Origin of the sequence: Salirhabdus salicampi (assembly GCF_024259515.1) — a bacterium.
Taxonomy (GTDB): domain Bacteria; phylum Bacillota; class Bacilli; order Bacillales; family Alkalibacillaceae; genus Salirhabdus_A; species Salirhabdus_A salicampi.
Genome location: NZ_JANBWE010000001.1, coordinates 874,691 through 896,563, shown reverse-complemented (window position 1 = coordinate 896,563; position 21,873 = coordinate 874,691). Strand labels below are relative to the sequence as shown.

The following is a 21,873-nucleotide window of genomic DNA, read 5'->3' as shown; positions in this document are numbered from 1 at the left end:
TTTAATTTTAATATATAATATGAAATATTTGTTTCATAGTCAATGTAATTTGCCTTTTTTGTTACAAAAAAATTAGGTTGCATACGCAACCTTTAGTTCCACATCGTCATGAATTGAATTAGAGCAGGACCTAATAATACGATAAACAAGGAAGGAAAAATGAACAAAACCATAGGGATCATCATTTTAACAGGTGCTTTCATCGCTTGTTCTTTAACCCTTTGTCTCTGTTGTTCACGGATTCTTTGGGTTTGAGAGCGAAGAACTTTCGATATACTAATTCCCATAGTATCCGCCTGGATTAACGCACTAATGACACTTTTAAAAAAATCTGACGCTACACGTTCCCTTAATTCAGTAAAAGCTTGTCTTCTTGTTTTCCCTAGTGCCATATCTTCAATTGTAAATTGAAATTCATCCGCTAAAGGGCCTCCCATTTGTTTACTTACTCTTCTTAGCGCACCATCTAACCCAAGTCCTGCTTCAATTGAAATGTTAACCATGTCAAAGAAATCAGGCATAGACCGTTCAATTAGAGCAATCCTTTGCTTCCGTTTACTATTAACGTAAAAATTTGTATAAAACAATATAAAGAAGAACGTAAATACACTTAAAAATAACGGACTCATCATATTGTCGCTCCCCTTTAAGGAAACAAGGAATAAAAAGAGCGCAAAAAATGTAGCTACAACTAATTGGGCGACAAAGAAATCAATACCTTTTAACCCAAAAGGATGCCCTGCCTCCCTTAATCGTCTTTCAACATCCTTTACTTTTTCTTTCGGCATACGCTTCAATAAAAAAGTACGGGTTTTTGTAAATAATGGCTGGACTACTCTCGCCTTAAAGGAATGATTTTCGTTCTCTTCTTTTGTTTCAATGGCTTTTTCAGATTGTTCTTGTATAAGCGGTGCAATTCGCTCTTCTATCTTTAATCGTTTTTCGGAAAGCTTTAACTGCAATAAACCAATTGATAATGTAAAAAAGAAGAACGCAATAACCCAAAGGGTAACGTCTAACATTCATTACACCTCGATTTTGATAATTCTTTGAATTAATATCCATCCAAATACTCCAGATACTATACCAAGTCCGAGTAATAACCATCCTACTGGATGGGTTAGCATAGGTCCAAAGTATTCTGGGCTCATTAAATTTAAAAATAATCCAAGTACAACAGGAAGTAATGATATAATCCATGCCGACATTCGACCTTGTGCTGTTAACGCTTTTAATTCGTCTTTAATACGTACACGCTCATTAATTGTTTCTTCGATGGTTTCTAATAATTCTGCTAAGTTCCCCCCTGTTGACCTTTGAATAATAACAGCATTTACAACAAGTTTTAAATCTTCATTCGGCAATCTTTCAGTCATATTTTGAAAGGCAACTTCTGAAGATATACCTAAATTTATTTCTCGAATTGCTTGACCAAACTCTGTACCAAGAGGATCTGGGATCTCCTTTGAAACAAGTTGCATCGCTTGCATAAAACTAAAACCGGACTTCATAGCAGTGGCAAGTGTACTTAACGCTTGTGGTAGTTGAATAGAAGAACGAGCTAATCTCTTTTCCCTACGGTTACGTAAAATCATAACAGGCAACACCCAACCAAATACCGGAATGATTAGCCGAGAAAGCAGATTCATATTAAACAATGAAACAATGACTAATGACAAAAGAAGAAGTAACACCCTAATCGTAATAAATTCTTCAGGCTTGAGAGGCACACCTGCCTGTTCTAATTGACGATTCCATTTCTCCGCAAAACGCTTCCCCTTAAAAACTTTTGCAATAATACGAAACAGTTTGATGGTAGGTTGTACTTCGTTATCTGTGTTAATTGTCGTTTGCGGTCTGGCAGGAGACGATTCTGTTTCCTTCGGAATAAAACGTCTCAACCGTCTTTCTATAGGGTTTCTTCTTCTTGATATAAATGTCGCTATACCACCAAATAGCAACGTAAATATAATGATTAACAATACGTACACCATTACCACTCCTCAGCAAACCAGTCCTTTGGCACGTCTATTCCATAGTTCTCTAATATTTCTGCAGCACGAGGACGAATCCCAGTTGAAACAAACTTTCCTTCAATTTTCCCATCTTCATTTGTACCTGTTTGCTTAAAACTAAATATATCTTGCAGTGTAATGGTCTCTCCTTCCATTCCAACAACTTCCGTAACATGTGTAATCTTTCGACTACCATCCTTCAACCTCGTTTGTTGAATGATCAAATCAATAGCACCTGCAATTTGCTCACGTATTGCTCGGACAGGTAAATCCATACCTGCCATTAAAACCATTGTCTCTAATCTGGCTATCATATCACGAGGTGAGTTTGCATGTCCGGTTGCTAAAGATCCGTCATGACCTGTATTCATGGCTTGTAACATATCTAGCGCCTCGGCACTACGCACCTCTCCGATGATAATACGGTCTGGTCGCATTCGCAGGGAATTCCTTACAAGGTCGCGAATTGTAATTGCACCTCGTCCTTCAATATTTGGCGGCCTCGTCTCTAGAGAAATAACATGGTCTTGGGAAAGTTGCAGTTCAGCCGCATCCTCAATTGTAATAATCCGTTCATCTGTTGGAATAAATGAGGATAATACATTTAATAAGGTTGTTTTACCAGAACCGGTTCCCCCACTTATAAAAACGTTTAATCTTGCTTTTACACAACCTTGTAAGAACTGGGCCATTGCACGGCTTAATGTGCCAAATCGGATCAAGTCTTCAACTTGTAATCGATCTGTAGGAAACTTTCGAATTGTAATCGTTGGACCATTTAAAGCGAGCGGAGGAATGATAGCATTTACACGCGATCCATCCGGGAGACGGGCGTCCACCATTGGACTACTTTCATCAATTCTTCTACCTAGTGGGGCTACTATTTTTTCTATAACTTGTAATATGTGATCATCATCGCGAAAGTAAGAAGGGGTTTTTATAAGCCGCCCGCTTTTTTCAACATAAATTTCATCAGGTCCATTGACCATCACCTCCGATACACTTGGATCATTTAATAAAGGGGTGATGGGGCCATATCCTGTTAACTCATTCGCGACATCTTCGACTAACGTTTTCTTTGCTTCAAATGTTAATCTCTCTCCATTTTCGTTTAAAAACTCCATCGCTTCCTTATTCAGTAATTGGAGTTGTTGTTCTTCATCTAAATTATTATGATTTTTTAGTTCGGTAATGAGGTGATTTCGTAAAGACACCTTTAATTCATTTTCCTTCGGTCTAATCGTTTCCTTACGTTGTTGTTGTTTTGAGCTTGTGCTTGATATGGTAACATTTTTTTCATTTAATCGTTTCAAAAGTGACATAATTTAGGAACACCTCTTTATTTCGATCGAAGAAAAGAAAATTTACGTTTCTTCTTTTTTTGTCCATTATTTTGTTTGCTCTCAGACGGGTATAATTGTTCAGCCAAATTCATGACAGACTTAGCTACTGCTGTTTTCGGTGAACGTACAACAAATGGATTTCCTAAATTAATTCCTGAGATTACAGTGTTATAATCACTAGGTATGGCAGCAGTTAGTTTCATACCCAAAATATTTTCAACCGTATTCCTATCCATCCCTTCCATAGGAGTTTCCCTATTTAAGACGACTTTCACTTTATCATTCAGACCGAGCACCTGAAATGTGTCTACCGCTAATTTCCCGTTCTTCAATGCTGGCAAATCGAGTGATGTAACTAAAATAATGTCATCAGAGTTTTCAATGGCAACTAAACTTGTTTCCACGAAAGATGGTGGTGTATCAACAACAATAAAATCGTACTCTTTTTTTAGTTGTCCTAAAATAAAAGATATGTGTTCTCCGTTAATTAACTCGGCAAACTCCGGCAAATGTGGTGCCGCTAACAGGTGTACACCGGTTTTCGCATCCTTTGAAATATAAGAATCAAGAGCTCCATCTCCATTTTCATACGATTCCTTTAACCATTCGTATATTGTTTGTTTCGGTTGGACATCTAATAATAACGGAACATCACCAAACTGCAGGTCAAGATCTATAATAATAACCTTATATCCCCTTAAAGCAAAAGATACGGATAGGTTAACACTTAATGTCGTTTTACCTATGCCACCTTTCGTTGATGCAACAGTCACAATATGACTTACATGGTGTTTAATATTCCCTTTTTCCAGTTCTTCTGCTTTCAATTCAATAATACTTTCCGCTTTCGCTAGTGCAGCCTTAAATTCATCATCTTCTAATGATTCATCAATAATATCCACCGCACCTACATACATTGCCTTCCGAAAATCAATCTCATCCTCGTTTGCAATTAGAATGACGGAAATAAGTGGATATTGAATCGAAATATCCCCGCTTATTTCATATAAATCATAGTTCGTAGCATTTGTAACAAATAATATACCTTGCTCCTCCTTAGGAGTTGTATTCGCAAATTCCTCAACAGATGAAAAGGCCCTTGCATATTTCCGATCCTTTTTTAACTTGTCCTTTATTTGTTCGCCAATTGATTGGCCCCCTGAAATAATAAAATAGTTCATCATTTCTGGATCACCCCTTTGTAGATTTGATCCAAATTAATATGAAAATGCTCGACAACATCTTTATCTTCTGTATTTCGTAACATTAATGTGTAGAAATTCGCTTCTTCGACTACATATGAGAGGGCGGCACCTTCTTTAGGAGAGACTTCCAGCGTTATGAGGTTATAGTGATTGTATAACCGTTGTTCCTCTTGACTCTCTTCCTCATCATTTACTTGTATATTGTTATAGTACCCTGTTGCTAGCACCTTAACATTTTGCAGTAGAATTTGAACATTTTCTTTATTGCCTTTGGGAGCAGGAAGATCCGCTACAATATCGACATAATCTCCCTTTTGAATGAACCCTGATACACCTTGCGGATCTGACACAGGAATTGAAATCGCCCTTTTTCCTTCTGATACATCAAAACGATTATTAATCCATCGAGGCTGTCCTTCTTCCACTTCTTCAATGCCCTCTGTATCTTCTTCATTCTGATCCAAACCTTTATCGTCTGTAGTATTTGTTACATCTTGCTCATCTGTTTCATCTAGACTTTCTTCTACACTTCCAGTTTGCAAGACAATATATAAAAGGGTTGCCATAATGAAGCCAAGAAAAGTTGAAATAATCCATAGTTTTCGTGTCCCCTTCAAAAGTTGTTCACCTACTTTCTATTGGGTTAGTTTATAACCATACGTGCCGTAATCTGTTTGATTTTCATTAAGTTCCCCGATATGTGTGGTCCGGATAAAACGTCCAAACACTTCAGCCCCATCGCTCGTAGATGTAACACTTTCTAGAAAAAAAGTTGCAAAACCAATAATTTCTACTGACTTTACTTGGTTCTCACTTGTAGTAATCGGCCGAAAAACAGGTACTAAAACAACCCTTGAACAGTCTGTGGAAAAGTTTTCATATGTTTCATTTGGACAACCGCTTAGACGATAATCAATTGCTTTTTTCGTAGGTCCTGCAATATTCCCTGTTTGTGTATCGAGCCTTTCACCTACTTTTATAGTAAATTCATATCCGTACTTTAAGTCAGTTTCGTAATCTTTGGCGCCAGGTCCTGTTAAAGCTAGCGCACCAAAATTCCCTACAGTTGATTCGCCAACTTTTAAGGACTTTCTCGTTCCATAAGCTAAATCCGTATTATATTCCACACCTAGAGGAATTGCTCCTTTTGCAGAAGACAATGGATATAGAGAAACCGTTGCTTCCGCCTCAATAATTGGGTCGGAAAAACCAATTGCATTTGCAAAAATCAGATTAACTTCTTTATTAGCATGAACGTATATGGATGTATTACCTGAAGGTATTTCGATCGTTAAGTTATCAATTTCTTGGTTGTGAAATGCTGTGTACTCTGCCTGTTCTCTTGCCCGATTCGGGAAAGTGGGAAGGTCTTGAGCACCAGCTAATGCTGAGGCGTCAACCGCTTTTTGAAGACGATTCCGTTCTAAATATAGGTTTCCCCCATCTATGACTAGAGCAAGCAATGCTAAAAATGCTGACATTAACAATGCAACGATGATTAAAATTTGACCACTTTCATCCTTCACCTTTCTTACCATTCTATTCCATCCTCATCGTAGTTTCTGTTTTCACAATGTACGGATTAGGAACAATTTCTTGAATAATTGGGGTAGAGATTGATACTGGATAAGAAACCGAAATGGTAACATAACTTCCGCGTGTTCGATTAGAATCTGGTGAGATACTGATATTCATTTGATCCGCATCTAAATTTCCTGCCGCATTGCGTACACGTTGATATATTTCGGTATTTTCAGCACCAATACTAGCAATACGGGCACCTTCTCTGGTGGAATGCTCTAATGTTAAATAAACGTTAAAAATGCGCCCAAAATCAATCATTCCAAAAACAATAAACAACAAGATGGTAATTGTTAAAGCTAGTTCAACAGTTGCTTGTCCTCTTTCCGACCGTTTCAAAACCATTCCACCCCTAATTGAATTAACGTTCCAATAACAATCGGTACTCCGTACGGAAAACTTGAATGAAACTCATTTTTGTTTATCGTGTCCATACTTTTTAAATTCATCATAAGATAAATCCGTTTTGTTAAACATTTTAGTCTTCTTTGATAAACAAGAAGAAAAAGGGCAATAATGCCGCCAACTATACATGTGTATAAAAAGGCAAAAAAAACAAAGTGCGTACCTTTTAGTGCTCCAATTACCCCGAGCAGTTTCACATCTCCAGCTCCTATTCCTCCTAATAAAAAAGGAAACATGAATAAGAGAAGACCTGTTAACAGCCCGAGCACACTAAATAAAACCCCGCTAGTGCCTGTATGAAAACCATAATAAACAAGGCTTATCAATATAGTTGGATACGTGACATTATTGAAAATTTTGCGGTATCGTATATCAGTAATAAAAGAGATACACAATACCGTTATAAGTATGATATTGATCATAAAATTACCCACCTAAAGAAAAACCCCAGCTTTCCATCATTATTGAAAAGAGGGGCGAATTGGAATTTATATGTTCATTCAATTACTGTGTTGTACCTGTATTATTTCCCGCATTTGTTAAAGCGTCTACAATTGCTTGAAATCTGTCTCGTAGCGTGTCACCAAAAAGTATTAAAACGGCAACAACTGCTAATGCAATTAGACCGAGAATTAAACCATATTCAGTCATCCCTTGTCCTTCTTCTTCAATAAAGAATTCCTTTAGTTTATTCATCATATAACCCCCTAATTTCTGTTTTTTTATGGCTGGTCTCCCGCCTCCACACTCGCTATGGGGTAAATGATTGTGCTACATCAGCCACATAAAACGTTATTCATATTGTCTCTCTAAATTATCTTATTATCATATACAAATGAGATTTATCATGAAAATTTAATGGTAACGGTGGTGACTTTCACTTATGATGGAATTAACTAGAAAACAAGGCGCTCATATAACAATCCCATATAAAATTACAATATCCAATACGTTTGCTACTCGTTTGAAGGGATTTATGTTCCGTCGTAAACCTATATATCGAGAAGGAATGTTTATAAAACCATGTAAATCCATCCATACTTTTTTTATGTTTTTTCCTATAGATATCCTTATTTTGGATGGAAATCATTCCATCATTTATATAAAGGAAAATATGAGGCCATGGACTTTTATTTATCCCGTAAAAGGTGGTAAAGCAGCATTGGAACTCCCAAAGGGTACTGTTCAAGATTTTGAGATCAATATTGGGGATAAAGTCGTTGTCAAAAAAAAATAAACCTCTATGATGAGGTTTCTACAGACAATATGTTATGTAAATTTTGTAAATCAATATTACCACCGGATAAAACGGCTATAATATTTTTGTTTTTATATTTTACGTTTCCGTAAAGTAAAGCAGCGATTACGGTTGCCGATGACGGCTCAATGACTTGCTTTAATCGCTCCATCACGAAAGTAAGTGCTTTTTTAATTTCTTCTTCACTCACTAATACCATGTCATCTAAATACCGTAACAAAACAGGAAAAGTCAATGAGCCTGGCTTTGAAGTACGTAACCCATCAGCGATCGTTTTTGTTCCATCTTTTAGGACGTGTTTTCTCTGTTGAAATGACAAAAAGGTATCATTCGCTAACTTCGGCTCTACCCCAATCACTTGAATACTTGGTTTTTTCTCTTTAATTGCCGTTAATATTCCTGATATTAATCCGCCACCACCAACAGGGACGAGTATGACATCAGTTTCATGGAGTTGGTCTAAAATTTCCAGACCAACCGTTCCTTGTCCAGCCATAATAAACGGATCGTCGTAAGGAGGGATATATATTCCATTTTCACTTTGCGCAATTTCTTTTGCTCTAGGTAGTCTTTCCTCTGAATTTGTACCACAACGTTCAATAATGCCGTTATACTTTAAAATGGCATTTACTTTAGATATTGTAGCATCTTCAGGGATAACGATTTTCGCCTTTATGTTGCACTCATTGGAAATATAAGCTACGGCTTGCCCATGATTTCCTGAGGACGCTGCTGTCACTATTTGAAATTCATTTCTATGTTGATTTAAGGTATGTAACATTTTATTTGTAGCTCCCCTTATTTTAAAGGAGCCAGTTTTTTGTAGATGTTCAGACTTTAAAAAGACGCGATTCCCAGTTATATAATCAATTTGCCTGGAAGTTATCATGGGGGTTTTATGTATGTATGGGGTAATTCGATGTCTCGCCTCGACAACATCATTTACACGAATCAAACACAACATCCTTCCTTCATTTAATTTTGTATAGATTTTATGTACTTTCATAAAATAAAATTATTATTTAGAGGGTGGTGAATGAAAGTGAAAAACGATAAATACCGGGACAGAAAAACAAACGCACCGAAGGAACCCTTCATAGCGGTGCAACCGGCAGGTTCCCTTTCCGATGAAAAAAAAGCCTATCCTGGAGATTCTGTTGAAGAACATAAGGCTTTAGAAGCAGCAAATGAATATTTAGCGGAAGATGAAGTAAAGCAACAACGCAACTTATAATATTTCCCTGGCAACCGCAGGTTTCGCGTTGTAACATTGTAACTCGACACCTTTTAGGCGTTTGGAAGATAAATCGTAAAAGTCGTTCCTTCATCTGGTTTGCTCGTAACTTGTATATCCCCTTTCATTCTTCTTATAATTTCAAAACAGACAGTTAATCCAAGGCCAGTTCCATCACTTTTAGTTGTATAATAAGGTGTACCAAGTTTCTTTATAGCGTCTTTAGGGATGCCTTTACCACTATCTCTAATTTTAATGACTATAAAATTTACATGTTGTTTAGCTAAGACAGTCATTCTCCCGCCATGATTCATAGCCTCAATTCCGTTTTTCATAATATTTAAAAACAACTGCTGAATATCATGCTTAGAGGCTCTAACATTCAATTCATCTTCTACATTAGCATCAATTATCACACCTCTTGAATGTGCATAAGTTCCGACAATATCAATTAAATTATTTAAAAGCTTTGACACATTTAAATGTTCACAAAATGTTTTATCATTTCGTGAGTAAGATAAATATTCGTTTAAAATATGTTCCGCACGATTTAACTCCTCAACTGAGATATCTACATATGAACGATTTTTATCCGAAAGGCTTTCATTACTGCTCAAAATTTGCAAGAAACCTTTCACCGTTGTTAATGGATTACGAATCTCATGTGTAACAGAAGCTGCTAACTGGCTAACCGCGTTCATTTTTTCATAATTTTGAATTTCTCTTTGAATAACAAACTGCTTTTCCATTTTTTCAATTAAAAAGAGGACCATTAATAACGTTATCCAAGTAATAAGAGTTAATATTAACGTAAATTTTAATTGATCTGTCAAACCTGTAATGAAAAAGTAAACAGTTCTTGATAAGGTTATAAGACCGTAAAAACCCGTAATGAGAAGAATTTTCCTCAATAAGCCTCCAGAGTCATAAAATTTTTTTGCGATAAGCAAAAGGACAATTGCTATAAAATAATTACCTATTAAATTCGGAAGAATTTGGGATGAGTCTATTATAATCGTGTAAATAAGCATGATTGTAGTTAACGTTAAACCTGATATTGTGTGACCGTACAAAAACATACATGTAATTGGAATAATACGGAGGTCGTAGGTATATTCATTCGTGTAGGTAACTGGAAATGACATTGTAGCAATTAAAGAAATTAATAAAATAAAAAATAATTTCGGAAACACTGTTGATTGTCGGTCTAATTTATCTTCATGCCAAAAAACGTGATAAGCTAGAAGTGGAAAAATGATAAATAACACATTATCTAATAATTCACTAACAGACAACCACATAATGACCCCTCACCCATTCCTTACATTAGACAATTTTCCATCTTTATATACAAAGTGTAAACCTTTCCAAATGTGAATTCAATAAAATGTATATAAATAAATACAACTTTAAAAAAACATGTGTAATGCTACACATGTTTTTCAGACTACCCTTCGGTTTTTATATCCCATGAATGGTCAAAATGTACACACCCTGCCAATGTTTGGGCAACAGGGCATTTTTTCGGAAAAACGTTCAATGCGCGCTCAGCTGTCTCCTTTTTATTTTCAGGAATAATCAATTCATAATGACATTGAATGGTTGTGATCTTTAATACGCCTTCCGGTGCTTCAATAACACCTTTAAACCGTCCTTTTAGCTTATTTGGGAATGTTGGGATGTTACGCGCCTCCAGCGCGCCTGAAAGTGTTCCGACAAGTCATCCTCCAGCAGCTGCTACGATATGATCTAATGTTGAGGGGTGCTCTTCCTCTGGTGACACACCATAAAATTCCTTCACTCCTCCATGAACACCAAATTGTAGTGGTTCTTCAAATCCGGAAATAAATGCTCTTCTGTTTGGCCGTTTATCCTGTATAATCGTTATCTCTGAAATTTCAATTGGTTTTTGCATTGGACAGCCTCCTTATTAAGTAATCTACATGATTTAATTCTCAGTAAGTAGAGTATTTCCTGCCTAAAAAACAAAAACCATTGATTTTGAGCATCAATGGTTTTTTGACGAAATATGATTATTTACGTCCTCTAGATCGTTTTCTACGATCATTATATTTACGATCATTTGAACGTTTGTCATTTCCGTTGCGATCGTTATTACGACCACTATTACGGCGGTCATTTCTTCTTCCGCCGCCACCACTGCGGCTTTTCGACTTTTTCGCGCGTAGAGGTGCTACTGCTGTTAAATTAACAGGCGTTTCATCGGGTTCTCTTGTAAGTAACTTAAGCGCAGCTGAAACTAATGTGACAGAGTCATAAGTGTTTAATAAGTTTTCAGCAGTTCCGCGATATTCCTTTAAATCAGCCGCATCACTAGTTTCAACAAGACGATCAATCGCTGCTTGTTGATTTCCTTTAATTACGTCTGAGTAGGATGGAATAGGTCGTTTTTCAATTTTGGTTTTCGTCACTTCTTCAATAGCCCGTAAGTGACTAATTTCTCTTGGAGTAACAAACGTTACCGATAACCCACTTTTACCCGCACGTCCTGTACGTCCAATTCGGTGTACATAACTTTCCGGATCTTGTGGAATGTCGAAGTTATAAACGTGAGTTACATCAGTAATATCTAATCCCCGTGCCGCAACATCTGTTGCTACCATAATATCAATGGTTTTTTCTTTAAATAAACGAATGACGTGATCACGTTTAGATTGGGATAAATCACCGTGAATTCCTTCTGCAGAGTAACCACGTTTCTTTAATCCTTCCGCTAATTCGTCAACACGTTTCTTCGTACGTCCAAAGACGATTGCTAAATCTGGTGATTGAACATCTAGTAAACGACTAAGCACGTCAAACTTTTGTTTTTCGTGAACTTCGAGGTAGTGCTGATCAATATTACGCACTGTCATTTCTTTTGCTTTTACTCTAATCATCTCTGGATTATTCATAAATTTCTGTGCTAACGCTTCGATTTTCTTCGGCATTGTCGCAGAGAAAAGCATTGTCTGATGTGGGCTTGTTATCTTACTTAGAATCATCTCAATATCTTCAATGAAGCCCATATTTAACATTTCATCTGCTTCATCTAAAACAGTCATTTTAATGTTGTCTAGACGAATTGTTTTTCTCTTAAGGTGATCTAATAATCGACCAGGTGTAGCGGAAATAATTTGCGGACGTTTTTTTAATGATTTAATTTGACGTCCAATATCTTGACCACCATAGATAGGCAGTGTGAATACACCTTTTTTACCACCAATGCGATTTAATTCTTCAGCTACTTGGACAGCTAGTTCTCTTGTTGGTGCTAAAACAATTCCTTGAACGTTGCGATCTTCCATATCTATTTGTTCAATTAACGGTATTCCAAACGCAGTTGTTTTTCCCGTCCCGGTTTGTGCTTGTCCAATTAAATCTTTACCTGCTAATCCAGTAGGAATAGCCTCCGCTTGGATAGGTGTTGCTTCCTCAAAACCCATTGCATTAAGTGCATCTTCAACTTCTTGACTTAACTGAAAATCTGAAAATTTTTTCAAAATTATTCAATCTCCTTACGCGTATTGTTCTACTTTTATTTTTATGTTTCCAATAATTGAATTTAAACATACCAATTAACGACAAATGGCATCAATACCAGTTCTGTGTTAAATATTCAATTTTTGACACTTTAGCCATCATCTCATATTTTCTTGTGGAAATCCAGTAAAACACTGGAACAGTAAGTAGTCGAAATATTATTACAATGGTAATTTTATAGAACTAAGGATTAGACTAATCAATTGTTATTATAAATGGACTTTGTCCTTTTATTCATGTTAATATCATTTATCAAATATGACGTCATTTCTATCGTTTACTCACATAATAAAACCCCCCATTACATTGATGGGGGGCTAACCTTTTATTCATCGTCTTCAATTAATGGGTATACACCGTTTTCATCATGTGTTTCTTTTCCTGTAATTGGTGGATTAAACACACATACCATTCTCATATCTGTTTTAGCACGAAGCAAATGTTCATCATACTCATCAAGAGCATAAATTACATCTTTATTAATCGGCCAAACTTTATTATCTTTTAATGTTACAACTTCCCCTTCGCCTTCGATGCAATATACAGCTTCTAAATGATTTTGATACCATATATGTGTTTCTGTACCTGCTTTAATAATTGTATCATGAACGGAATAACCCATACCGTCTTTTTTAAGAAGTAATCGTCGACTCGTCCAATTCTCCCCTTTTACTTCTTGTTCCGTTCCAATAATATCTTTTAGTGCAACTACTTTCATCTCGTTTCCTCCTCGATTTCTCTTACTGTGTTACTGGTTCTTTTACTACACTTTTAACACTTTGTTCTAAAATTTCTAACCCTTTATTTAATCCTTCATCATCAATGTTGATTGGTGGGAACAATTTAAATACTTCGTCTTTAGGGCCTGAGGTCTCCATAATGAGTCCACGCTTAAACGCTTCCGCTGCAACTTGCTCTGACAACCCATCTACTTCCGATGAAATTCCTACCATAAAGCCTCGACCTTTAACCTTTCCTTTTAATTCAGGATATTTCGAAACGAGTTCCTCAAGGAAAGCGTAAATGCGCTTCGATTTTTCTTTGATCGATTTTTCTAAACGGTCATCTTTCCAGTATGATAGAGCCGCTGTAGCTGTTACAAAAGCGTGGTTATTTCCACGGAAGGTACCGTTATGTTCACCAGGTGCCCAAATATCTAAGTCTGGACGGAATAATGTGATGGCAAATGGAAGTCCATATCCACCAATTGATTTAGAAAGACATACTATGTCTGGTTTAATTCCTGCTTCTTCAAAACTGAAGAATGTTCCAGTACGGCCTACTCCGGCTTGCACATCATCAATAATGAGAAGAATTTCCCACTTTTTACAAATCTCCTCTACACGCTTCAGCCATTCAAGTCGTGCCGCGTTAATTCCACCTTCTCCTTGTACTGTTTCCAGGATCATGGCAGCTGGAATTTCAACACCACTTCCTCCACCTTCTAAAAACTTTTCAAGATAATCTAATGTATCCAGTTCTTCCTCTTCTTCAATAAAGTTATCGTATGGCATCGTGACAGCGTTTGTTAATGGAATTCCTGCGCCCTTACGTTTCATGGAGTTACCGGTCACGGCTAAAGAACCAATTGTCATACCATGGAAACCATTCGTAAAGCTAATAACTTCCGTACGACCGGTTGCTTTTCGGGCGAGCTTTAAAGCACTTTCTACTGTATTTGTACCTGTTGGTCCAGGGAACATTACTTTATAATCCAGTTTTCTCGGTTTTAGTATGACATCATGAAATGTTTGCAGAAACTCCGCTTTTGGTGTTGTAGCCATATCAAGTGAATGTGTAATTCCATCACTTAAAATGTATTCTACTAATTTTGACTTTAATGTTTCATCGTTGTGTCCATAGTTCAATGCTCCTGCTCCGGAAAAGAAATCGATATACTCTGTTCCATCTTCATCCCATAATTTATAGCCTTTTGCTTTTTTAAATACTGTCGGGAAGCTTCGGCAATAACTACGTACCTCGGATTCTAACTTTTCAAAGACTTTCATATCCGTTTTACTCATTGACTTGTTTTTCCTCCTTTAAATTTAATACCTATACGCCGTATGGGTATTGAAAGGTATTGTTAAATCCCTTTATCTGGATCATTTGTTACAATTCATCCACTAACGTTATTTCATTGTGAAGTTAATATCTTCTTATTGGATTGGCCCTACACGAAAAGTTAACTCTTTCTCGTGGTCGTTTCCTGGGAATAAATTTTCGGCAAAACATTCAGACACTTCACACTCTGTAGATAATTTTTGAGCTAAACGGCGGAATAAGGTCTGTGAAGCCTTATTGGAAGGTGTCACAGTTGCTTCTAAAAACTTGACATTCGAACAAACATCACGATTTAAGATATGCAATAAAAGTTGCGAAGCTAATCCTTTTCCCCGTTGTGAAGCATCCACTCCTACTTGCCATACGAAAACGACGTCCGGGCGTTCTGGAGGGATAAAAGCGGTAACAAAGCCAACAAGCTTATTATTTTCTTTGGCAACAACACAAGTCTCTGCAAAAAACTCACACATCATAATGTACTTATATGGGGAGTTCGTATCCAATGTTGTATTGTTCACTAATTCCCACATTGCCGCGCCATCTTCTACTGTCGGCTTTTCAAACGTAACCGTATTCATTGTTCGTGAAGGTGCGGTTGCAATTTGACTAATAATGTTTCGTTCCTCCTTTAAAATTCTGTATTTTTACGTTTTTAACGACGTTTGCTCTCAACCCTTTTCATCAGCGTTGTGGCGTCCGTCGAAATACAATTTTAATAATAGGTGGTGTGGAAACATTACGCAAACAAGATTAATGCTGATTAAACCTGATTAATCGGCTTTAGATGGAATGGCGTTCACTAAGAGCGTTAGTCTTACCAAATGCTACCGTATTGTTAAGTTTTCGGACAAATTGAAAAAATTTGATAGTTCAATTAATTACCAGCAATTGCTAAAAACGTTTATGTATCAGTGCTTTAGACCACTTCTTCCATTGGTATAAAAAAAATAAAAAAATATAAAAAAAACGGGCTTAGCATGCCTAAACCCGCCTTTTGTCCTATATCCCTGTCCGATTATGACTATTTTCCCTCTGTTCCGCTTAAAACAGCATGTATTTGTTTTCGTGATCTTTTTAGAGCCGTCAAATACGTTTCATCAGTTAAAGTGTACTCTAATCCTTTATAGTATTCAGCGATCGCTTCAGTATACTTAACCTTTATACCTTTTACTTTTTCACGCCACATTGGTAAATAGTATTGCTGTAATATACCTGCTTGCTCTTCTAGCACTTCCTGTATAATTGGATCCAACAGCTTTTGCAATTCATCCTTCATAATTTCCTTCTCATTTTGTTCAAAAAACGATTTCGTGTTTTTAAAAAGTGAAAGTGGTTTTGTTAACTGCCCATCGCTGTCTTTCACTAAATTATGAGGAATCTCAGGGGTTTCATAAGTCTCCTCACTAATAGATGGAAAAGCGTGAAATGACGTGATTTCTGAACATTTCCTTACGAGATCATCTGCAAACTGCTCCATTACTTTACTTAAATGATTTTCAATTCGTAAAGAAGTTGCCTGCAATTCATGGTATAAATGTAGATTCAATTTGTAGATTAAAGATTGTAACGCTTCTTGTAACTCTAGTTTTCCTTTTCTTCCATTAGACTTAATCTGACCAGGGTGGAACGTTTCCTTATACATGTCGGAAAACCGTAAAAAAGTTCGTTGCCTAATATAAAATACCAGTTCATCTATCTCATGTAATGATGATTTTACGTAAGGGTCTGTCGGCATTTCCCAAATCATGTCATGCAACGATTTTTCCCTTGTTTTATGCCCTTGTATTTGTTTATCTTTTTCTTGTTGGTCAACGGAAGCAAATTGAATGTAGTCGTCTAAAACTTCAGTCACATTCTTCATGTCTCGCAACGCAGATTGGATAAATAATTGTGTTAAATCTTCATCTAAAAATGAATTAAAATCTTGTTCAAAACGTTTTATTCTTGAGTTCATGCTTTGATTCGATGCTTTTTCTTCCAATGCCAATTTACTTGATAGAGGGTACGTTTTGGGCTGTTGAATTCCATATTGTAACAAATGACTTTGTAGATATGTCTCTACTGCGCGAAGTTCATCTTCATCTTTAGCTAAATCAGCTGCATTCAAAATAAAAAACATCTTATCTAATGCAAATATATCTTTTACACGACCAAGCTGTAATAAAAACTCTCGATCAGCCTGTGAAAAAGCATGATTGTAATACGTCACAAATAAAATAGCGTCAGCATTTTTAATGTAGTCAAATGCTACATCTGTATGTCTCGCATTAATAGAATCTGCTCCTGGTGTGTCGACTAGCGTAATCCCTTTTCGGGTAAACGGACAATCATAAAATAATTCTATCCATTCCACATAACATGCTATATCTTCTTTCACAATATAGTCTGCCAATTCATCTCTACGAATGACAGTGCGCTTCCCTATTAACTCACGCATTGACGCATAACCTTGAATCAGTGCCTCAATAAAAGACTGGTGAACAGTGTCAGCTTTTCCTTCGTTTTTTTTCTTTAACCAATCAACGCATTCCTGTAATGAATGAAACGATATATCACTTAAGGTTACATCTTTTATATTTTCAATTAACTCTTGTTCACTCTTTAACTGAACTAAGGCTGTTCCGTGACGATGTTTGTCATTTGGGGGGCTAATTTTATTCACTGTCGCCGTCGTCGGATTTGGTGAAACAGGCAGTAAGGCCTCACCGAGTAGAGCATTTGCAAAGGACGTCTTCCCTGCGCTAAAAGCACCAAACAGAGCAATTGTATAATGTCGGTTTTGTAACCTATCTTTCCGATTTATAAAGTCAGCAGCTACGTTTTGGAAGCCGGTTAGGGGTTGTAGAATATTGGCTGCTTGATCAAGCTTTTTCATCACTTCTTCTGCAGACACTTTAACGTCATGAAATGATGTTGTTTTTGTGTCTATTTGCACCTCGTATTCTCTTTCGTTCTCCAAATCCCTATTTACAGGTAGTACTTCAGTTCTGATATTCTCTCTTTTCTTTCTGATGGCTTGAATAATCTCATTACTTTTCTGTTCATCAACTTGTGGATGGTCACTAGACAATGTAGACAACAAATGTTCTTTTATCGATTGCACCTTATCGTCAATCTGCTTACGTGCTTTTTGCATGTGAGCAAGCTCATGTTGTTTCTGCTCTTCATGTTTTTGCTGCTGGGATAACCGTTTAACATGGTGTTGAATCGACAAAAAAATCGAATCCCAAATTTTTGTCGCTTCTTGTCGATACATTTGTTTCAGATCATTTGCAACGTCTTCACAATATACAAGAACATAATCACCTGTAACCTCTGCCCCTGATTTGACGAGATCACGTAATCGATCCATCTCATATGAGACAGACAATCCTTGGATCTTTCGGAATAAGTCATCGTGTTGCACGTCATAATAGCGCATATATTTGGTTAATAATTCACGTATGTGTGCCTCAACTTGTGTTTTCGCTGTTTCCATTAATGATGAATGGAACTCAAAAAGACGTCTTGATCTTTCTGCTTCCGTTTTCTTCTTCGCAAAGAGAATACCCGTTTTGAAATTTGATTGTGCTGAAACCAGGTATTCTCTCGCTTTTTCCCGATTTTCGTATGGCATTAAGTAAGCATTTTTAAACAAATCTCGTAAGTCATGTTTGAATCTTTTTTCGGCTTCTTTAGCATTTACAACAACCCCTTCATGTTCAGGTTCGTTGTTAAACGAGGATAGCTCTGTTTCTAGTTGTTCAATTTTCTCTTCTAATGTTGTCCTTTCTTCGTCATAATCCTTAGATATACTGTTTACATGTTCCTCAACAATCGCTTTTGCTGAATGGTGAACTGTATCTTTAATCAGTTTTGATTGTTCTAACATAACTTGGTGAATCACCTTTTTGACGTTAGAAAACTGATTGTGTCGATGATTTTTGTCTTTTAACGTTGTATAGAAAATTTGTTCTGGTTTAATTTTCCACTTTTGAAAAGTATCCTGTACACTTTGCTGGAACGATTGAAATGATAACTCTTTCTCTTCATGTTTATCAATCTGGTTGATCACTACATAAAAAGGTTTATTCTTTTCACCCATTTCCTTAAGAAAGGCTAAATTCACTTCTGATTGAACGTGATTATAATCCATTACATAAAACAACACATCAACAATATGTAGGCCAGATTCCGTGATAACCCGATCTGCATCATTTGATGAATCAATACCTGGTGTATCGAGCAACGTTACATGTTCTGGGATAGACAAATCGTGTTTACTTATTTCAATTGCTTCTATCGCATCACCGTCGCGACACATTTGTTGAATAGCTTCGATATCATATGGGGCTTTATACTGAACTGGATCTTCGTAACGGTAAAATATTCGTGCATACTCTTTTGGACTTGTTTTTACTTTTACAAGATTAGCACTTGTTGGAATCGGACTCGAAGGTAGGATTTGCTGTCCTAAAGCATCATTGATCATGGTAGACTTCCCAGCGGAAAAATGACCTGCAAAACCAAGTACCAGTTCTTTATTTAGTGCCTTTTCAATAAGGTCAGCGACTTTTGGAAGTTGTTCACTTCCTTCTTCTTGTAGCAACCTATATAAAGATAGTAATCGTTGTAACGTCAGCTCAGTTGATTGAGACTCTTTTATATCTGGTTTCATTTTGAAAACTCCTCACGAGGTAACATTACTCATTATTTTACTGAAAAATATGATTTTTTAACAGAGATTCGTTACATAAAAAAAGAATAGAAATCATTTTCTATTCTTTTCGTAATATGTGTTGTAAAGAATGAATGAATGTCTTCATTTCTTCATCGGTACCAACGGTTATGCGTAAAAATTGGTTGATTCTTTCTTTTTCAAAGTACCGTACATAAATCCCCTTATCCTTTAATTGTTCATATAGAGTTTTCGCATTCTCATGTTGAGCAAATAAAAAATTAGCTTGAGATGGAAGTACAGTAAATCCCAGCTGCCGTAACTGTTCTCCAACCCATTGCCTTGTTTCGATTATAGTGTTTCGGGTTTTCGCAAAATATGACTCATCCTCTATTGCTGCTTTTGCACCAACAAGTGCAAGACGGTCAATTGTATAAGAATTAAAAGAGTTCTTCACGCGATTTAACCCTTCAATTAATTCTTGGCTCCCAATCGCAAAACCGACACGAAGACCTGCCAAAGAGCGGGATTTTGATAAAGTTTGGATTACTAATAAATTATTATAGTCTTCAACAAGTGACGTTACTGATGTTCCACCAAAATCAATATACGCTTCATCGACGATGACCACTTTGTTCTCATTATTTTTTAAAATAACCTCTATATCCTCAAGCGATAACAAAATTCCTGTTGGGGCGTTTGGATTTGGGAAGATAACCCCACCTTCACTGTTATAAAATGATTCCACCGGGATTGTATAATCAGCTTTCAAAGGAACGGTTTCATATGGAATTTGAAAAATCTTTGAATAAACAGGGTAAAAGCTATACGTTATATCAGGAAATCGGATCGTTTGATCTTTATTGAAGAAAGCCATAAACGCAAAGGCTAAAACTTCATCTGATCCATTCCCTACAAATACTTCATCTTTTTTTACTCCAAACGTTTCCGAAATCGTTTCTAATAACGAATCCACCTTTGGATCTGGGTATAAACGAAGAGAAGCGTCGATTTCCCTTTTGATTGCCTCAATTACCTTCGGTGAAGGAGGGTATGGATTTTCATTCGTATTAAGTTTAATAATATCCGGATCCCTCGGTTGTTCACCGGGTACATAGGGTTCCGTTTCTTTCACGATGTCACTCCAAAACTTACTCAACCTTATTCCTCCATTCTTTTACTTTCCTTGCCTTTTAACGAGCTCCTCCTTCACATCATCAATCGAAATTCCTTGTTCAACCATAAGGACAAGTGAATGATAAACTAAATCGGAAAGTTCAGCCGTCAATTCTTCTTTATCTCGATTTTTTGCACCGATAATAACTTCACTGGCTTCTTCGCCAACTTTTTTCAATATTTTATCAAGGCCCTCTCTGAATAAGTAACTTGTATATGAATCTTCATTAGGGTGAGCCTGACGTTCTTTTATTTGGTCATATACTTCAGGAATTACATTACGATTAAACGGAGTAGATGTTCCTACTTCAATGTTGTTAAAGAAGCAGCTTTCCTCACCGGTATGACAGGCATTTCCAAGAGGCACAACTTCTATGAGTATAGAATCTCCGTCGCAATCATAGCTCATTTTTTGTACAAGTTGCTTATTCCCTGATGTTGCCCCTTTGTTCCAAAGTTGCTGACGACTTCGGCTATAAAACCATGTTGTTTTTGTTTCTATCGTCTTCCCAATCGATTCCTCATTCATATAAGCGAGCATAAGGACTTTCCCGTTTCGAATATCTTGTACAATTGCCGGTACAAGCCCTTGCTCATTAAAAGTTATTTCTTCAATATTAAATCCCATTACACGGTACGCCTCACTTCTACACCATTTTCAAATAAATAGTTTTTTAGAGAACTCATTTCTATTTCATTGTAGTGGAAAACGGATGCAGCTAATGCAGCATCGGCTTTTCCTTCTTGTAAAATTTCTAAGAAATGTTCAGCTACTCCCGCACCTCCAGAAGCAACAACAGGTACTTTTACATTTTCTGCGATTTCTTTTGTAATATTTAAACTATACCCAGTGCGTACACCATCGGTATTTATTGCATTCAAAACGATTTCCCCTGCGCCTAATTTTTCTCCTTCTTTTGCCCATGCTACAGCATCCATGCCTGTCGCTTTACGACCACCATTTGTGTAAACCATCCACTTTCCATTTTCATCTTGTTTAGCATCGATAGATAGAACTACACATTGACTGCCAAACTTCTCTGCCGCCTTTTTAATAATTTGTGGATCTGCTACAGCCGCGCTATTTACCGAAACTTTATCAGCCCCTGCATTCAATACTTTCCGAAAATCTTCAATCGTACGAATTCCCCCGCCAACAGTTAACGGAACACGAACTTCTTTAGCTGTAATTTCAACAACGTCAATAAATATATCACGTGCTTCATTTGAGGCTGTTATATCGTAATACACAATTTCATCTGCTCCCAGCTCACTATAACGCTTTGCTAATTCTACAGGATCTGCAACATCTACAATATTTTCAAACTTTTGCCCTTTTACAACTCTTCCTTTATTTACATCTAAACATGGCACAATACGCTTTGCTAGCAT

At 36.7% G+C, this 21,873-nt stretch carries 22 protein-coding genes and 1 pseudogene; 2 read left to right on the top strand and 21 right to left on the bottom strand.

From position 1 onward, the window contains the following. Positions 1-92: 92 nt before the first annotated feature. The 9 genes from NLW78_RS04735 to NLW78_RS04695 all read right to left on the bottom strand — a co-directional run bounded on the left by NLW78_RS04735 (position 93) and on the right by NLW78_RS04695 (position 7,245). Positions 93-1,022 (bottom strand): type II secretion system F family protein, encoded by a 930-nt coding sequence (locus NLW78_RS04735; protein ID WP_254495835.1) that lies wholly within the window; start codon positions 1,020-1,022, stop codon positions 93-95. Between the two features lie 3 nt (positions 1,023-1,025). Further along, a complete protein-coding gene (locus NLW78_RS04730; RefSeq protein ID WP_254495834.1) occupies positions 1,026-1,991 on the bottom strand; it encodes a type II secretion system F family protein in 966 nt (321 codons plus the stop codon). Positions 1,992-1,993: 2 nt separating this feature from the next. Next, entirely contained in the window at positions 1,994-3,337 is a 1,344-nt protein-coding gene (locus tag NLW78_RS04725; RefSeq protein ID WP_254495833.1) for a TadA family conjugal transfer-associated ATPase, read from the bottom strand. Between the two features lie 17 nt (positions 3,338-3,354). Continuing rightward, entirely contained in the window at positions 3,355-4,542 is a 1,188-nt protein-coding gene (locus NLW78_RS04720) for a CpaE/TadZ family protein (RefSeq protein WP_254495832.1), read from the bottom strand. After that, positions 4,539-5,180, bottom strand: a complete 642-nt coding sequence (gene cpaB, locus NLW78_RS04715; protein ID WP_254495831.1) for a Flp pilus assembly protein CpaB — start codon at positions 5,178-5,180, stop codon at positions 4,539-4,541. Before cpaB ends, NLW78_RS04720 begins: the two co-directional genes overlap by 4 nt. A gap of 18 nt (positions 5,181-5,198) precedes the next feature. Further along, a complete protein-coding gene (locus NLW78_RS04710; protein WP_254495830.1) occupies positions 5,199-6,101 on the bottom strand; it encodes a pilus assembly protein TadG-related protein in 903 nt (300 codons plus the stop codon). A gap of 1 nt (position 6,102) precedes the next feature. Then, positions 6,103-6,483, bottom strand: a complete 381-nt coding sequence (locus tag NLW78_RS04705) for a TadE/TadG family type IV pilus assembly protein (protein WP_254495829.1) — start codon at positions 6,481-6,483, stop codon at positions 6,103-6,105. Further along, on the bottom strand, positions 6,480-6,971 hold the full coding sequence (locus NLW78_RS04700; protein WP_254495828.1) for an A24 family peptidase: 492 nt from the start codon (positions 6,969-6,971) through the stop codon (positions 6,480-6,482). Before NLW78_RS04700 ends, NLW78_RS04705 begins: the two co-directional genes overlap by 4 nt. 82 nt (positions 6,972-7,053) lie before the next feature. After that, positions 7,054-7,245: a Flp family type IVb pilin gene (locus NLW78_RS04695; RefSeq protein ID WP_437181945.1), complete on the bottom strand. Its 192-nt coding sequence runs from the start codon at positions 7,243-7,245 to the stop codon at positions 7,054-7,056. A 187-nt stretch (positions 7,246-7,432) separates the two neighbouring features. Between NLW78_RS04695 and NLW78_RS04690 the strand changes: the two genes are divergently transcribed. After that, entirely contained in the window at positions 7,433-7,786 is a 354-nt protein-coding gene (locus NLW78_RS04690) for a DUF192 domain-containing protein (protein WP_254495826.1), read from the top strand. Between the two features lie 4 nt (positions 7,787-7,790). On the opposite strand, the gene NLW78_RS04685 is transcribed toward NLW78_RS04690, so the two are convergent. Then, positions 7,791-8,762 (bottom strand): threonine ammonia-lyase, encoded by a 972-nt coding sequence (locus NLW78_RS04685; RefSeq protein WP_254495825.1) that lies wholly within the window; start codon positions 8,760-8,762, stop codon positions 7,791-7,793. A gap of 87 nt (positions 8,763-8,849) precedes the next feature. Here NLW78_RS04685 and NLW78_RS04680 point away from each other — a divergent pair, with 87 nt between their 5' ends. Then, positions 8,850-9,041 carry a hypothetical protein gene (locus NLW78_RS04680; protein WP_254495824.1) on the top strand — a complete coding sequence of 64 codons (192 nt, stop codon included), beginning with the start codon at positions 8,850-8,852 and terminating at the stop codon, positions 9,039-9,041. Between the two features lie 53 nt (positions 9,042-9,094). Here NLW78_RS04680 and NLW78_RS04675 read toward each other — a convergent pair whose 3' ends face one another. The 11 genes and pseudogenes from NLW78_RS04675 to hisF all read right to left on the bottom strand — a co-directional run bounded on the left by NLW78_RS04675 (position 9,095) and on the right by hisF (position 21,873). After that, positions 9,095-10,342 carry an ATP-binding protein gene (locus NLW78_RS04675; RefSeq protein WP_254495823.1) on the bottom strand — a complete coding sequence of 416 codons (1,248 nt, stop codon included), beginning with the start codon at positions 10,340-10,342 and terminating at the stop codon, positions 9,095-9,097. Between the two features lie 146 nt (positions 10,343-10,488). After that, positions 10,489-10,740, bottom strand: a pseudogene (locus NLW78_RS15645) (OsmC family protein); the annotation flags it as partial. Positions 10,741-10,761: 21 nt separating this feature from the next. Continuing rightward, positions 10,762-10,956, bottom strand: a complete 195-nt coding sequence (locus tag NLW78_RS04670) for a hypothetical protein (protein WP_254495822.1) — start codon at positions 10,954-10,956, stop codon at positions 10,762-10,764. Between the two features lie 118 nt (positions 10,957-11,074). Then, on the bottom strand, positions 11,075-12,544 hold the full coding sequence (gene cshA / locus NLW78_RS04665; protein ID WP_254495821.1) for a degradosome RNA helicase CshA: 1,470 nt from the start codon (positions 12,542-12,544) through the stop codon (positions 11,075-11,077). A gap of 365 nt (positions 12,545-12,909) precedes the next feature. Beyond that, positions 12,910-13,302: an ectoine synthase gene (locus NLW78_RS04660; protein WP_254495820.1), complete on the bottom strand. Its 393-nt coding sequence runs from the start codon at positions 13,300-13,302 to the stop codon at positions 12,910-12,912. A 22-nt stretch (positions 13,303-13,324) separates the two neighbouring features. After that, positions 13,325-14,608 (bottom strand): diaminobutyrate--2-oxoglutarate transaminase, encoded by a 1,284-nt coding sequence (gene ectB / locus NLW78_RS04655; protein WP_254495819.1) that lies wholly within the window; start codon positions 14,606-14,608, stop codon positions 13,325-13,327. 135 nt (positions 14,609-14,743) lie between these two features. Further along, positions 14,744-15,226, bottom strand: coding sequence for a diaminobutyrate acetyltransferase (gene ectA / locus NLW78_RS04650; protein WP_254495818.1), 483 nt, complete (start codon positions 15,224-15,226; stop codon positions 14,744-14,746). 443 nt (positions 15,227-15,669) lie between these two features. Next, complete coding sequence (locus NLW78_RS04645; RefSeq protein ID WP_254495817.1) at positions 15,670-19,305, bottom strand: dynamin family protein; 3,636 nt, start codon at positions 19,303-19,305, stop codon at positions 15,670-15,672. Positions 19,306-19,405: 100 nt separating this feature from the next. Continuing rightward, positions 19,406-20,464 (bottom strand): histidinol-phosphate transaminase, encoded by a 1,059-nt coding sequence (gene hisC, locus NLW78_RS04640; protein WP_254495816.1) that lies wholly within the window; start codon positions 20,462-20,464, stop codon positions 19,406-19,408. 18 nt (positions 20,465-20,482) lie between these two features. Beyond that, a complete protein-coding gene (hisIE, locus tag NLW78_RS04635; protein ID WP_254495815.1) occupies positions 20,483-21,109 on the bottom strand; it encodes a bifunctional phosphoribosyl-AMP cyclohydrolase/phosphoribosyl-ATP diphosphatase HisIE in 627 nt (208 codons plus the stop codon). Next, a complete protein-coding gene (hisF, locus tag NLW78_RS04630) occupies positions 21,109-21,873 on the bottom strand; it encodes an imidazole glycerol phosphate synthase subunit HisF (protein ID WP_254495814.1) in 765 nt (254 codons plus the stop codon). Before hisF ends, hisIE begins: the two co-directional genes overlap by 1 nt.